Annotated in this window: 9 protein-coding genes; 7 read left to right on the top strand and 2 right to left on the bottom strand. The window is 63.2% G+C overall.

From position 1 onward, the window contains the following. Positions 1–295 precede the first annotated feature (295 nt). The 6 genes from KF715_21450 to KF715_21425 all read left to right on the top strand — a co-directional run bounded on the left by KF715_21450 (position 296) and on the right by KF715_21425 (position 10660). Entirely contained in the window at positions 296–2947 is a 2652-nt protein-coding gene (locus KF715_21450; GenBank protein ID MBX3739268.1) for an immunoglobulin domain-containing protein, read from the top strand. 123 nt (positions 2948–3070) lie between these two features. After that, on the top strand, positions 3071–4180 hold the full coding sequence (locus tag KF715_21445; protein MBX3739267.1) for a DegT/DnrJ/EryC1/StrS family aminotransferase: 1110 nt from the start codon (positions 3071–3073) through the stop codon (positions 4178–4180). After that, a complete protein-coding gene (locus KF715_21440; protein ID MBX3739266.1) occupies positions 4177–4797 on the top strand; it encodes a sugar transferase in 621 nt (206 codons plus the stop codon). The genes KF715_21445 and KF715_21440 overlap by 4 nt, the downstream gene beginning before the upstream one ends. After that, entirely contained in the window at positions 4784–6688 is a 1905-nt protein-coding gene (locus KF715_21435; GenBank protein MBX3739265.1) for a polysaccharide biosynthesis protein, read from the top strand. Before KF715_21440 ends, KF715_21435 begins: the two co-directional genes overlap by 14 nt. A gap of 4 nt (positions 6689–6692) precedes the next feature. Beyond that, positions 6693–8141, top strand: a complete 1449-nt coding sequence (locus KF715_21430; protein MBX3739264.1) for an O-antigen ligase family protein — start codon at positions 6693–6695, stop codon at positions 8139–8141. Positions 8142–8197: 56 nt separating this feature from the next. Continuing rightward, positions 8198–10660: a DUF4838 domain-containing protein gene (locus tag KF715_21425; protein ID MBX3739263.1), complete on the top strand. Its 2463-nt coding sequence runs from the start codon at positions 8198–8200 to the stop codon at positions 10658–10660. Between the two features lie 580 nt (positions 10661–11240). Here KF715_21425 and KF715_21420 read toward each other — a convergent pair. Next, the gene (locus KF715_21420) at positions 11241–12326 is read right to left on the bottom strand and encodes a glycosyltransferase family 4 protein (protein MBX3739262.1); all 1086 of its coding nucleotides are present in this window, start codon (positions 12324–12326) and stop codon (positions 11241–11243) included. After that, positions 12323–14218, bottom strand: coding sequence for an asparagine synthase (glutamine-hydrolyzing) (gene asnB / locus KF715_21415; GenBank protein MBX3739261.1), 1896 nt, complete (start codon positions 14216–14218; stop codon positions 12323–12325). The genes KF715_21420 and asnB overlap by 4 nt, the downstream gene beginning before the upstream one ends. A gap of 146 nt (positions 14219–14364) precedes the next feature. Here asnB and KF715_21410 point away from each other — a divergent pair, with 146 nt between their 5' ends. Then, positions 14365–14898: a helix-turn-helix domain-containing protein gene (locus tag KF715_21410; protein MBX3739260.1), complete on the top strand. Its 534-nt coding sequence runs from the start codon at positions 14365–14367 to the stop codon at positions 14896–14898. The last annotated feature ends 4 nt before the right edge of the window (positions 14899–14902 follow it).

Genomic DNA, 14902 nt, shown 5'->3' with positions numbered 1-14902 from the left:
AGCCAAGTTGCACCTTACGGGAGGTTGACGGCACTTATCGCGGGCGCTCAATTGTCGGCGCGCGTCGACCTCGGTCCGGCGACGCGCGTTGGTAGCCCCTCCCATGACTCTTTACTCCCGCCGAGCTGGCCGCGAAAAGCGTGGCACGTGCTGCGTGTCCATTCCTGTGCGCTGGTGTTGGGCATTCGGCATTTTGCTCCTGATCGGTTGGAGCGCGATGCAGGCGGAGGGTGCGCCTCGGAGCTTAACCTTGGACACGCTGCCGGCTCCATTCTACATCGCGCACCGGGGGGACATGAACGTCTATCCCGAACACACCATGGAGGCCTATCGCGCGGCCGTTGCGGATGGGGCGTATTGTGTGGAGGTCGATTGCTTTCTCCTCGGCGACCAGACGCTGGCGATCATGCACGACGACACGCTAAATCGCACCACGACGCAGGCTGGTCCCACCAGTGCGGTCCCGAATCTGGCCGCGTGGCGCCAGGTGCGAATCGACGGCAGCAAACTGATCCCCGTGTTCCCGGGCCGGCTATTCTCCGCCCCGACTTTGGACGATGTTTTGGCCGAGTTTGCGAACAAGACGCCCGTGGTCGTCGAGGCGAAGGGCCCGGGCACGGGGACACCGATTGTGCAGGCGTTGCAGCGATTTGGAGTTCGCAGGGACATGGCGCTGGTGAACTCTTTCAACGAGTCGGAGCTCGAGGCGGCGCGGGCCGCCGGCTACCGAACCTGCCTGAATTTCGATGTCGTCGCGTCGGTGGGGCGGTTCGAGAGTTTCCCCTACAATTTTGCCGCGCTGAACGCGGCGACGGACGAGGCGCTGCTCCAACAAATCACCGCGCGTGGCATTAAGGTGATCATCTACACCGTCGATCGACAGCAGGAGCGTGATCGCTTGCTGCGACTCGGGATCTCCGGCTTTTATAGCAATAACTCGCTCTATCTGGAAGGCATCGACCGGACGCCGGCTGCGCGTTCGACCGATCCGTTCGCCAACCAAACCTGGTATCACGGACAGCTGCCTGCCAATTCCGACCGTCGCGGCGTCTATTCCGCGCCCAACCGCTGGGGCTACGACGATCATGCCAGCGATCGATATTCCGGCTGCTTGCAGGGCTGGTGCTCGCCACTCAATGCCGGCGACGGCGCGGCACCCTTCGAGCTGGCGCTTAGTGTGACCATGGGAGCCGCGGTATCCGACGATCGCTGGGCGGGAATCTGGCTCACCACCTCGGATCAGGCGATCGGCGACGAGCTACTCCCGGTAAATGCGATCTACGGCCTGCATTTCCAACTGACGAAACAGGGACGGCTTCAGGCCATGAGTTATAATGGTGGCATTCCGTCACTGGTGGGCAGCGTCGATACCGGGAAGCCGATCGCCACCGGGGCCACCGTTCGGGTGCGTCTAAGTCGCCAAGCTTCCAAGATCGTTTTCTGGCGGGAAGACGCGAGCGTTTCACTCGAACTTAACGAGACAATCAATCGTGGAACCTACGTGACTTTCGGGGCCCGCGGCGTGGATGTTTGGTTCTCCGACGTCACCGTGAATGCCGGGGCGGCGCCGGAGGTCCGCCTTTTGTCCTCGACTCAATTCGTGCCCACCAACGGCACGGCGACGCTTTCCTGCCGTGCGACCGGACAGGGGCCGATGACTTTCCAGTGGCGACGCAACGGCGTTCCCATTCCCGGGGCCACAGCGGAATTCTACGTCATTCGCTCGGCGTCAGCCAATGACGCTGGAAGCTACTCTGTGGAGGTGACCTCACCGCGGGGAACCACGGCATCGGGGACGATTCAGGTCATGGTCGGCCCCGGGGTTTTTGCCGAGACCTCGGCTCTCGCGCTCGATGGCGCGGGACGCACCTTGGTCGTCGACGCGACAAATCACACGGTCTTTCAGATCGGGGCCGACAATGTGGCCACGATGCTTGCCGGTTCCTCGCAGCAGGCAGGAAGTTCGGACGGATCGGCGGCGAACGCACGATTCAATCAACCTCGCGGCGTCGGTCTCCTCACGGATGGGACGATTTTGGTCGCGGACTCGGGAAATGCCCTGGTGCGTGCGATCGCCACTGACCGTATCGTCCGCACGTTCGCGGGCTCCGTGGCCGACCGTGGTTGGGCCGACGGCACCGGTGTGGCCGCGACGTTCTCAACTCCGGCTGCTCTGGCGGTCGACGCGACCGGTAACCTTTGGCTGGCTGACGCGGGCAACCACACCGTGCGCAGAATCGCGCCCGACGGGGCGGTCACGACGTGGGCAGGGGCGGGCGGCGTGCGCGGCGACAATGATGGCCCGCGCGGGAGCGCGAGGTTCAATGCGCCGGCTGGCATCGCGGTCAGCAACAACGGAGAAATTTTTGTGGCCGACACGGGCAATCACACCATCCGGCGTATTTCGGTCAATGGGACCGTGTCGACGCTCGCCGGCCTGGCCGGCGTCAGCGGTGCGCTCGATGGGCGCGGGGCGACTGCATTGTTTAATCGTCCGAGCGGGCTGTCGGTCGGCTCGGCGGGCGAGATTTATGTGGCCGATGCCGGGAACTCGACGATCCGAAAGGTGCTTGCGGATGGCACCACGGTGACGTTGGCCGGCGTGCCGACAGTATCTGGTTTGCGGGACGGCTCGGGATTGAGCGCACTGTTCAGCAGCCCCGGAGGAGTGGCCCGATTGGCGAGTGGAGAGCTTTTGGTTGCGGACGCCGGCAACGGTGTGCTCCGCCGGATTTCCACTGGCGGCGACGTCGTGACGGTGCCGGTCACGCTAGTGGGCGTGAGTGCGGCAGCGCCAGTGGCTCCCGTGGCGCCCGCGAACAGCGTCCCCGCAGCTACAGGCGGAGGGAGCGGGGGCGGCGGAGGAGGAGGGGGCGCGTCGGGGACGTTTGGCTTGGCGGTCGCTCTCTTACTTGGGTTGCGGAGACTCTTCGGTCGTTCGCTTTGAACCGCGGTAGCGGCACGGTGCGGGGAGACAGCGGCGGGTGGAAAGCCTTGTTGACGTGTGCCGCGCCGCTTGCGTGGTTGATATGGTTTGAGCGCGCCACGCATCTACCTTTCTTCGCCGCACATGGGTCCCGACGAGTTCGGACTCGTTCAGGAGGCGTTCGCGTCTAATTGGATCGCTCCGCTCGGGCCGCACGTCGACGCGTTCGAAAAGGAGTTCGCGGGGCGGGCCGGCACGACGCACGCGGCGGGCCTTTCCTCCGGCACGGCGGCGCTGCACTTGGCGATGCGTTGGTTGGCCCTTGAGCCGGGCGACGAGGTGATTTGTTCGTCCCTGACGTTCTCTGCCAGTGTCAACCCCGTGCTCTATGAGCGTGCGACGCCGGTGTTCGTCGATTCCGACGAGCGCACTTGGAACATGGATCCGGTGCGGTTGGCGGAGGCGGTGGAAGACGGTTTGAAACGAGGGCGGATACCGAAAGCCGTCGTGCTCGTCCATCTCTACGGCCAGAGCGCGGACATCGATCCGATCGCGAAAATTTGCGCGCAACACGGCGTTCCCTTGATCGAAGACGCGGCGGAGGCATTGGGTGCGACTTACAAGGGCAAGGCTCCGGGTTCCTTCGGCGTCTGCGGCGTTCACTCGTTCAACGGCAACAAAATCATCACGACGTCCGGCGGTGGCATGCTGGTCTCGAACGATGAGGCGCTGATTGCGAAGGCACGTTATTGGGCGACGCAGGCGCGGGACCCTGCACCGCACTACGAGCATTCGGAAGTGGGCTTCAATTACCGCATGAGCAACGTCCTCGCGGCGATCGGTCGCGGCCAGTTGCGCGTGCTTGAGGAACGCGTGAACGCACGCCGCGCGAACTGCGCGTTCTATCAGCAGGCGTTCGCCGATCTGCCGGGAGTCGTCTTCATGCCGGAGGCGGATTTCGGCCGGTGCACGCGCTGGCTCACCTGCATCACAATTGACCCGGCGCTTGCCGGCATCGATCGCGAGAAAGTGCGGCTCGCGCTCGCGCAGGAGAATATCGAAGCAAGGCCTGTCTGGAAGCCGATGCACCTCCAACCGATCTTCAAGGATGCGCGCTGCTACGGCGGCGAGGTTTCGGAGCGGCTTTTCCGCGACGGTTTGTGTCTTCCCTCCGGCTCCAACTTGACCACGGCGGATCTCGAACGGGTGGCGGCAGCGGTGCGCAAGTGTTTCGGCGGAAGCGACCGACGATGACGGCGAAACGGTGTCTCGATCTGTTGCTGGTGCTGCTGTCCGCACCGCTTTGGGTTCCGCTGTTGCTGCTTCTGGCAGTCGTGGTGCGTGTGAACTTGGGCGCGCCGGTGCTGTTCCGCCAAAAACGACCGGGAAAAGACGAGCGTATTTTCGAACTGGTGAAATTCCGCACCATGACGGACGCGTGTGGCCGAGACGGAAACCTGCTTTCCGATGGCGAGCGTCTCACGCGGTTCGGACGACTCCTGCGCGCGACCTCGCTGGACGAACTCCCGGAGCTTTGGAACGTGTTGAAAGGCGAGATGAGTCTGGTTGGACCGCGTCCGCTGCTCGTTCAGTATCTGTCGCGCTATTCGGAGGTGCAGCGTCGACGTCACGAGGTGGTTCCGGGGTTGACGGGATGGGCACAGATCAATGGACGAAACGCGTTGTCGTGGGACGAGAAGTTCGCGCTGGATGTCTGGTATGTCGACAACCAGACTACGGGGCTCGATTTGAAAATTCTCTTCCTCACTTTCTGGCAGGTCATCGCCCGGCGCGGCATATCGGCGCAGGGAGAGGCCACGATGCGGGAATTCAACCCGGATCGCACTTTGCACCGCGATGAAAAGCACTAGCCAGCGCGGCGCAGGTTCGTGGAGCAGTTTCACGCAGCCCACGCTGCGGGCCATCGCTCTGCTGGCGCTCTACGGGTTCCTGCTGGGCGCGTGTCGCTTCTTCGCCTACGAACTTCGGTTCGACTTTCTGGTGCCGGCCACGTTTCAGGACGAACGCCTGCTGTCCCTGATCGTGAACATCCCGGTCAAGCTGCTGTTTCTGGTTCTCTTCCGCCAGTTCGGGAGCCTGCTGACGTATTTTAGTGTGCCGGACTTGCTGCGCATCGCTGCGGCGATGGCCAGCGCGAACCTCGTCTCGTATCTGCTGCGACAGGGCATCACTCCCGGTGCGCCTTCGCCTCGTGGGGTTGTCCTGATCGATTTTGTGCTCAGTGTCGGTGCGCTCAGTTTCATGCGCCTCAGCTTCAGAATTTACCGCGAGCGCTACCGCTCGAGCGGGAAAGGCGAGGAAAAGAAAAAAGTCCGCCATGTCGTCGTTTTGGGTGCAGGCGACGCCGGCGCACAATTCGCACAGGAGGCGCAAGCGCGACCGTCCTTGGGACTGAAGCCGGCTTTCTTTCTCGACGATGACTGGCGCAAGCATGGCCACCAAATCCACGGCATTCCCGTTTTAGGCGCTCCGGAGGAAATCGGTCGGCTGCGAAAGGAAAATGCCGTCGACGCGTGCGTAATCGCGATGCCTTCGGTGCCCGGCAAGCGTCTGCAGGAGCTTTACAAGCTGCTCCGAACCGAAGGCCTGCATGTTGAGATCATTCCCTCCATGTCGGAACTCGCGAGCGGACGGATCCAGGTGACAAAAATCCGGCCGGTGCAGGTGGAGGACCTGCTTGGCCGTGAATCGGTCGATCTGCGATCGGAGGAGGTCGCCAAAATTGTGGCCGGCAAAGTAGTGCTGGTCACCGGAGCGGGGGGCAGCATCGGCAGCGAGCTTTGCCGTCAGCTGCTTACCTATCATCCGGAACGCTTGCTCATGGTCGAGCAGGCGGAGGGCGCCCTTTTCACGATCGAGAGCGAGCTCAACGAGCGTGGGCACCGCAACACGATCATGCCCTTGGTCGCGGATATCCTCGATACCCCGCGCATGCAGTTCATCTTCGAACGCTTTCGTCCGCAGATCGTGTTTCATGCTGCGGCGCACAAGCACGTGTTCATGATGGAGCGGCAGCCGAGCGAGGCGGTGAAAAACAACACGACGGGAACGCGGCTACTGGCGGAACTGGCTTCCTCTGCGGGCGTGGAAACGATGGTTTTCATCTCCACGGACAAGGCCATCAATCCGACCAGTGTCATGGGGGCCACGAAGCGGCTGGCGGAGATGTGCCTCCAGCATGTCCAAAATCGGCCTGGCAACCGGACGAAGTTCATCGCGGTTCGCTTCGGCAACGTCCTCGGCTCGTCCGGGAGCGTGATTCCGATTTTCAAGCGTCAGATCGAGGCCGGTGGCCCGATCACGGTCACGCACCCCGACGTCACCCGGTATTTCATGACGATCCCCGAGGCGGTCGGGTTGGTGTTGCAAACGGCACACCTCGGCTCGGGCGGAGAAATCTTCGTTCTCGATATGGGCAAGCCGGTCAAAATCGTGGACCTCGCCAAGCAACTTATCGAGCTCAGCGGGCTGAAAGTAGGGGAGGACATCGAACTCGAGTTCATCGGACTGCGGCCGGGGGAAAAACTTTTCGAAGAACTCCAGCATCGCTCGGAGGCGCTGCTGCCCACTCCGCACCCGCGCATCACGCGGCTTGGTGTGCAGACGCCGGTTTCGGGAGAATGGCATGGGCGTTGTCTCGAATCGCTGGAGCGCAAGGTTACCACCCTCGAGGCAAATCAGGTCAAACTGGTGATCAAGGAACTGGTGCCCGAGTATCATCCGCATCTGGATTCTGCGTGAGCGCGTGAACGTCGCGGCACACAAGCAACGACCCAGCTTGCACCCCCTTGAGCGGGCGCTGTTGGTCGCTCTCGTGGTGGACTTGCTTTTCCTGCCTTGGGCCTTCGGGTCGACCCGTTGGTGGAGCCAGGCGATCGCCGCCGCACTCGCGCTGACCGCTTTTGTTCTGTCGCTCTGGCCGCGCGACTATTCGGGCGACCTTGTGGTATCGGGGGCGTTCCGGCTTCTCGCATGGCCGCGCTTGGTGCGTTTCGTTCCCTTCTGGATGGGGGCAGGCCTGCTGGCGCTCATTTTGGTCCAAGCGCTCAATCCGGCTTGGGTATATCGCGTGAATACACGCGTCTGGTGGATGGAAGGCGTTCCTCATGTTCGATGGCTGCCTTCCAGTGCGGCCGCGCCGTATGAGATTTTCGATGTCTGGCGGGCTTTCATCATCTACGCCACCGTATGGCTTTCGGCCTGCGCCGCCTGGATCGGGCTGACACGCCGGCGTTCGCTTCAGCTGTTGCTGACCATACTCGGAGCCAACGCTGTGCTCTTGGCTGGCGTGGGCTTCATCCATCGTATGGTCGGCGAGACGAAACTCCTTTGGGTTTGGGATGTGCCGGGGGCCCATTTCTCGAGTTTTATTTACCGGAATCACGCCGGAGCGTATCTCGGCTTGCTCGCCTCGGTGAGCTTGGGGCTGGCGCTGTGGCATCATTTTGAATCGCGGAAGCGCATGGCAAGGTCGTCTCCGGCGCCGCTCTGGATTCTGCTCACGGTCGTGCTGTTCCTCGCCGTCCTTTTTTCGTTCTCCCGAGGGGCGGCGATCACCTTCGCGGTGTTTGTCGCGAGCGCTGTTGGGGCGTATTTCGTTTTGCGATCCGCTAATCCGGTGCCTTCCACCATCCCTCGGGCCGTTGGAGTGGCCTTGGCAATCATCTTTGCCGGCGCGCTTTTCGGGATTTTGCGTTATGTGGATTTCGCTCCTATCGAGAAAAACTTCCGCCGCCTGACGGAGCCCAATGAGGCCAGTGTGACAAGCCGGGCTGCCGTGCGAAATGCGGCGTGGGACATGTATACCGACCACTGGGTGCTGGGCACCGGTGCAGGCAGTTTCCGCTACATTTTCCCGATGTATCTTGCCTCGCACCCCGATGTGCCGCGGGGCGTCTGGTGGGATGCTGCGCACATCGACTGGTTGGAGATTCCCATTGAGCTCGGCCTACCTGGAATCCTGCTCATCGGCGGCATTTTGGTTTGGTGTCTCGCTCGTTTTTTCCGTCAAGCCGGTTGGCGTCACCCGATAGCCTTGATGATTTTCTTGGGCTGCGGACAGACGATGCTGCATGCCTTGATCGATTTCCCATTCAAGAATCCCGCGGTTTTGGTGACATGGGCCGTCCTGCTTGTCGTCGCCTTGCGGTGGCTCGAGTTGGAAACTCCAGAACGAGGAACCGCTGGGAAATAGGTGGGCAGGGACGACGTGCTGGACAGCGGAGGCGTTCGCCCGCTTCATGAAGAACGGTGCCTCGCTTTCTCCACGTCGTCGTAGTTGCCCTGCTTATCCTGGGGGCGGTGGCTGTCTGGCGGACGGCAGAATCGGGGGCGAGAGCTAAGGCGTTCGTCGCGTTTGATCGCTTCGGTTCGGGCTGTGTAATCGTCGTTCCGAAGCGCAGCATCGCCGAGGAACGCGAGGCGGCGAAGCTTATTGCCGAGACGCTCGCTTTGAGCGCCGAAACATCCGCGCGCCATTTTCCCATCGTCGAGGAGTCCGATCTGATGGCATCGGCGAGACGAGTCATCCATGTGGGTCGGACCCATCTCGCGGCCTCCTTGAGGCCGCTCGCTGGCTCGCAGATTGAGCGCACGGTCGGTTTCTCGATCGATGCAGACTGCGTGGTCGTGCGCAGCTTTCATCGCGGCGATATCGGAGCGGCTGCGAGCGCTTTTCTCGAGGATGCGGTAGGGGCGCGCTGGTTCATGCCTGGTGAGTCAGGCGTGGAAGTTCGGCGTCAACGCGCGCTGGCGCTAGCGCCGCGGGAGGTTATCGACATTCCCGGCTACAGTTCGCGGCTCTTGGGCGGCACTGGTAACGGTCCGGGCGGATCGTCTTGGACGCGAGCGAATCGGCTGATGAGTTGGCTCTCCTCGGGGCACACCGCTGCTGAGTTCACGACCGAGCAGGTCCTCGCCGCTCACCCGGACTTCGCGTCGGTAATCAACGGGGCTCGCGTCAAATGGTCGGCGCGTTCGGTCGGCTTGTGGCAACCCAATCTCCTGGCCCCGGGGTTTGCGGACTTTGTCGCTCAGGAGATCAATCGCCGTTTCGCTGCCTCGCCCGATCTTCCCGCCGTGCAGTTCGGGCTGAACGACGCGAACCGTTTCGACCAGTCGACGGCGACGCTGCACGCGGTGTCTCCCGTGCAGTATTTTCGCGGCCGGCCCAACTACTCGGAACTGTTTTATCGTTTCCTGAACGGCGTTGCCGCCGGCGTGGCGCGCGAACACCCCGACCGCTTCGTCACCACTTACGCCTACTACTGGACCGAGAATACTCCGTCGCTCCGTGTCGCATCCAACGTCGTGCCCTATCTCACCGCCGATCGCACCATGTGGATCGATCCGGAGTTTGCGCGCGAAGATCGCGCGTTGATCGCTCGCTGGGGGCATGCCGGCCCCAACTTCATCGCACTCTACGACTATCTTTACGGGGCGCCCTTTTTTGTCCCGCGGCCTGCGCTCTGGGCGATCGCCGAGCCAATTCCTTACGCGTGGCAACAAGGTGCCCGAGCCTACTACGCCGAGATGACGCCGAATTGGGCGCTCGATGGGCCCAAGCCGTGGCTGGCAGCGCAGCTCTTGTGGAATCCGCAGCTGAACCCGCAGACTCTTTTGGACGAATACTACGCGCGCTTTTGGAAAGAGGCGGCCGTTCCGATGCGTGCTTTCCACGAGCTCTGCGATGAGCAATGGAGAAATCAGCCGCGTCCGCTGCGCTGGGTAAAATACCTCAAGGACGAAGACCAACGCCGTCTGTTCTCCTCGAAAGTGCGCCAGCGGCTGCGCGCCCTGCTAAGCGAAGCGGCGACGGATGCCGGATCGGCCATTGTGCGCGATCGGGTGCGCTTCGTGTCCGATGCATTCGCCGTTTCCGATGCGTTTTGCGAGCACGATGAAGTGCGCGAAGAGGTCAATCGGCTCGTGTTTTCGGGCGTGGCTTCGGGCGAAGCGCTGCGAGCCGCGTTCGCCGATTACACCGCTGCGCGCGAGTCGATCATCGCTCAACTCAAATCCCTCAAAGCGCGCGCGCCGCTTGCGATCCAGTCCGATCTGGAAGTTTACCTGCGCAACGATCCGCGCCCCAAGATCGCCGCGGCCTTGGCGGCGCAAGGCGCACTCGCGCAAGTCGAACCCCGTTTCACGGCTTCATTGTTCGAGGGTGCGGCTCCTACCGAAGCGGAGTTGACCGCACCGGGCCGCGAGAGGCTCGTCGACTCTCAGCTGCGCAACGTGGCGATCGCGCCCTCTCATCCCTTTGCCTTCACTGACTGGGGGCGGCCGGCCTGGCAGGGACGAACTGAGCCCGCGGAAACGCGTGAACTTTCCCTCTTGGCGAACGCCGACGGCAGCAAGCGCGTGCGCTACGTGGGCTGCATGAATGAAAGCCTTTCGCAGTGGGTATCGGCGACGCCGGGTCTCGTCTATCGGACGACGGTGCGCATGAAAGGCCGGGTGAGTTCCGGTTCGATGGTGATGCTCTCGCTTTCATGTCTGGATGCGAAGGGCGAACGCGTCGGCCAAATCCACGTCGATCGTCTGCCCGTCGGAGAGTGGAACGATGGGGTGACGCTAGAGATCATCGTGCGCGCGCCTGCCAAAACCGCTTGGGTGGGAATGTCTCCCGGTGTCTACAATCAAGCGCCCGGCGACTGGCTGGAATTGGACCAGTTATCGCTGCGGGAAGTCGATTCTTCGCTTTTCCACTAAAGTTCGGTGCGGTTGCGTCGAACTACGGGCATGCCCGTAAGCATGATCGTCTCCTGTCTCCTTGTCGCAGCCTTCGCTGTTGCGGTGTGGCCGAAGACGGTTGACGAGTGAATCTTGGGGCGTGGAGCCCGTGTTCCGTATATTTCGGAGCAGGATAGGATATTCCTGCATTAGTTTTTCACAGAAATTGCACAGGGTGCGCCTTTGACGAAATCGCGAGAATGTAAACTGTGTTGGCGTGCTCACGCCGAGTCTCATCGTTAGCAGTGCCATGGTAATCGTCCTGATTTTGGCTGCAGTCGTGGTGACCGACAGCCCGAGCGGGAAGCGCTAGGATCGAGACCACCGCGCATATAGCGCTGGCGATCCCGCGGGCGCGGTGCTTCGCTGTAACGGTCAGGTTGGGCAAGGGAAAGATGAGGCGAAAAACTTGCTCGTGTGGCGGGGCTTTCGACCGCTCACGGGGCTTTCCCTCTGGTCGGTTTCGCGGGCGCCTAGCTCGCGCGTCTCTTCTGAGGGCAGACGTCCTTTCTGATTTTCGCTGAAGAAGTTCTCCGCGGTTCCAGGGCGAAGCGCTCCGTCACGTTAGCGCCCGGGTCAGACGCTGGACGAATTGCGGGTAGGCGAAATAGGTCACGCGTGCGGCGATCGCATCGGCACTGCGCGGATGGTAAACCAGATCGGCTACGGCGAGCGCGATCTGCTCGGTGTTGCCGTATTCCACGACGGCGCCGACATCATCGTCGACTACTTCCGGTGCGCCGCCGGCGCGCGCGGCGAGGCATGGTTTGCCGTAGCTCATCGCCTCGAGGTAGACCAAGCCGAAACCCTCCTTGCGGCTCGGTAGCGCGAACAGGTCGCACGCTTCGTATTCGGCGCGCAGTGCGGCGTCGTCGATCGGGCCGAGGAATGCGACCGCTTCCGCCGCGACGCGGCCGTGGGCGAGCGCCTCGAGGCGCGGACGGGCGTCGCCGCCGCCGACGATGCGCAACTGCGCGCGGGGAAATTGTCGGAGAATGGCGGGCATCGCTTCGATCATGAGATCCACGCCCTTGTAGGGATCGATCGTCGAGAGACGCGAGACGACCAGGAGGCGCGGACGCGCGTCGGTATCGGCTGCACCCGTTGCCCGGGCATGGGGTGCTGGCTTGAAGCCGGGGTCGAACGTATTCGGCAACACGAGGAGTTTCTCGGGCGCGAGCGACGGATCGAACCGCAACATCTGGCGGCGGGTGTGTTCGCTCACGCAGAGAATTCGTTTGGCCCCGCGCAGCGCGGCGCGCTCGAGCAATGTGTAGGGCCGCCACACTTCGATGCCGTGCGCGATCAGGATGTAGTCGAGCCGCGGGTTGAAGATTTTCGCCATGCGCGCGATCAGCAGCTGGTGCAAATGCCCGCAGACGATCCGCTGACAGGTGAATGCGCGAATCAGCACCACGAAGAGAAAACCGAAACGACTGCGCTCGCAGTTCTCGACGCGGGCCTTGCGCCCGCCGAGCAGCGTCGCCACGCGGGCCGAGGTGTCGCCCGAGTCCATCATCGCCACGCATTCCACTGTGTCGCCCGGGCCGGCGAGGTCGCAGAGCGCGCGCAGGTATTGGCGCATGATGCGCGCGATGCCGCCCTCCGCGTTGAACAGATCCGGACAGATCAACAGGGTCTTCATGCGCGCACCTCCCGGCGGTTGGCGAACGCGATCAGGATCGCGAGCGTCCACACCCGGCCCCAATTGGCGTCGTCGCGCCCCGTGTCGAAGCGCACCCATTCCCGCTGGGCGGTCGCGGTGTCCAACCATGGACAGCGTTCGAGCGACGACGCGGAAAAAGTCTCGGCGAGGAACGGTCGGAGCTGCGCCCGCATCCAGACCGGGTAGGGCAGGGTGAAGCCGCGCTTGCGCCGTGCGCGAATGGCTTCCGGCACGCAGTCGGCCACGGCGTCCGCGAGGGCGGACTTCGGCCGCCGCGGGTCGAAACGATACGCGCGCGGCTGGTTCCACCACCACTCGACGAACGCGCGGTCGACGAACGGCACGCGCAATTCGAGCGAGTTGGCCATCGAGAAGACGTCGCTGTCGCGCAGCAGCACGTCGGTCATGTAGGTGCGCATCTCCCACGCGCTGACGATTTGCGTCGAGTCGGCACCGAGCAGATCGAACACAAAGTCGTCGAGCATCGGGTGGCTTGCGCCCTGCCGCACGGCGAGGCGGCGTGCCTCCGGCGAAAGGAGTTCCAGGCGCACTGATTCCGAGAGCACGCGACGGCGTAGCGCGCACAGCTCGTGCAGGTCGCGCGCGTTCTCGAGAAAGTCCGCGAGCTTCCGCGACCAGGTGCCGCGGCGGCGCAGCGGAGCCACGAGGCGCAGGCGTATCCTTTCCGGCAGTTGTCGCCAGACGGGCAGCCACCGGGCGAGGCGCGGCATGTCGGTGAACGACGGATAGCCGCCGAACAGCTCGTCGCCACCCAAGCCCGACAGCGCGACCTTCACGCCGCCTGCCTTCGCGGCGCGGCTCACGTAGTAGGTGTTGATACCGTCGCCGGTCGGTTGATCGAACAGATCGAGGATGCGCGGCATGTCGGCAGCGATGCGATCGCCGGTCAGCACCTCTTCGTGGTGGTCCGTGCCAATCTCGCGGGCCGCGAGGCGCGCTTGCTCGGCCTCGGAGTAGTCCGCTTCGTTGAAGACGAGGGAGAAGGTCTTCAGGCGGCCGCCGCCTGTTTTCGACATGAGTGCGACTACCGCGGTCGAATCCAAGCCGCCCGACAGGAATGCGCCCACTGGCACATCAGCCAAGCGATGCGCACGGATCGTATCGTCGAGCCGTTCGCGCAACTCGCCGACAAACTGGAGATACGTGCCTTTCGGCGCGGCGTGTTGCGCGGCGGGCAGGCGCCACCACTTGTTGATGCGGCAGCGTCCCTCGCGTTCGACGATCAGGGAGTGCCCCGGCGGGAGGTTGGCGATGCCGCGATAAATCGTGCGCGGTGCCGGCACGGCGAACCATGCCAGGAAATCGCCCACCGCGACCGGATCGATCTCGCGTTCCAACAGCTCGCTGGCGAGCAGGGCGTTCAGCTCCGAACCGAAGATGAAGGTGTCGTCGGCGCGGCGCGCATAATAGAGCGGCTTGATGCCCAGCGAATCGCGCGCCGCGAACAGCCGCTGATGCAGCCGATCCCAGACCGCGAAGGCGAACATGCCGCGGAGATGATGCACGCAGTCGTCGCCGTAGCGTTCGTAGGCGGCGAGCAGCACCTCGGTGTCGCACTCGGTGTGGAACTGCGCCCCGCCGGTGGCGAGCCGTTCGCGCAACTCCCGGAAGTTGTAGATCGCGCCGTTGAAAACGAGACTGAAGCGTCCGCCCGCGCTGACCATCGGTTGGTGGCCGTGCGCGGGATCGAAGATCGCTAGTCGGCACATGCCGATCGTCGCCGGGCCGTCGGAGATGAGGCCGTCGTCGTCAGGACCCCGCGGGCGCTGGCGCGCGACCATGCGGCGGACAGCGTCCTCGCGCCGCCCGGCGTCCAGTTCAGGGCTGAGGACTCCGGCAATACCGCACATTCGCGCCGAGCACACCACAGCGCGGGGAGGGGACAAGCCAATCCTGCGCCGGCGCGGTCCGGTGGGGCTGGGCAGGTGTTGCAATCCGGTTTTAGTGGTTTTCGTTGACAGAAAAAAAGAGGCTATCATTTATCGCCGGCGAAATCATGCCGGAAGCGCCAAAATTCGACTTTTCCGTCCTGCGCACGCTCCGCGAGCAGCGCGAGTTGACGCTGGTCCAACTCTCGGATGCCTCCGGCGTCTCGGTGGCGGTGATCTCGAAGCTCGAGCGCAATCAGCAGTCGGCCGAGTTGGAGACGCTTTTCCGCCTGGCGCGCGCCTTTGGCCTCAGCGCGACGGACTTGCTCGCCATGGCGGAGTCGCAACTGGCACACCGCACGGCCGAGAAAAATTACCGCTCGGGCGAGTTCAAATTCCGGCAGATCAAATACGCGAATGTCGTCGGCCTGCTCGGCACGGCGCCGAAAGGCGCGAAGGTCTCGCGGCCGGAGATCCACCACGACGACACCGAGGTTTGCTGGGTCACCGAGGGCAAGCTGCGCCTGATGCTGCCGCACGAGACGTGCGTGCTCGAGGCCGGCGAGAGCATCCAGTTCGACGCCATCCAGCAACACACCTACGAGGCGCTCGCGGATTCGCAGTTCGTGATTCTGCACCTGCGCAAAGACAAACGCTACTGAGCCC

The sequence above is a fragment of the Candidatus Didemnitutus sp. genome, from assembly GCA_019634575.1.
Taxonomy (GTDB): Bacteria; Verrucomicrobiota; Verrucomicrobiia; order Opitutales; family Opitutaceae; genus Didemnitutus.
The sequence above is the reverse complement of the archived record's forward strand: the minus strand, read 5'-3'. Positions and strand labels throughout refer to the sequence as shown.

Coding starts and splice junctions, on each gene's coding strand:
- KF715_21450 (MBX3739268.1), top strand. CDS start 296: ATGAACGTCTATCCCGAACACACCATGGAGGCCTATCGCGCGGCCGTT.
- KF715_21445 (MBX3739267.1), top strand. CDS start 3,071: ATGGGTCCCGACGAGTTCGGACTCGTTCAGGAGGCGTTCGCGTCTAAT.
- KF715_21440 (MBX3739266.1), top strand. CDS start 4,177: ATGACGGCGAAACGGTGTCTCGATCTGTTGCTGGTGCTGCTGTCCGCA.
- KF715_21435 (MBX3739265.1), top strand. CDS start 4,784: ATGAAAAGCACTAGCCAGCGCGGCGCAGGTTCGTGGAGCAGTTTCACG.
- KF715_21420 (MBX3739262.1), bottom strand. CDS start 12,326: ATGAAGACCCTGTTGATCTGTCCGGATCTGTTCAACGCGGAGGGCGGC.
- asnB (MBX3739261.1), bottom strand. CDS start 14,218: ATGTGCGGTATTGCCGGAGTCCTCAGCCCTGAACTGGACGCCGGGCGG.
- KF715_21410 (MBX3739260.1), top strand. CDS start 14,365: ATGCCGGAAGCGCCAAAATTCGACTTTTCCGTCCTGCGCACGCTCCGC.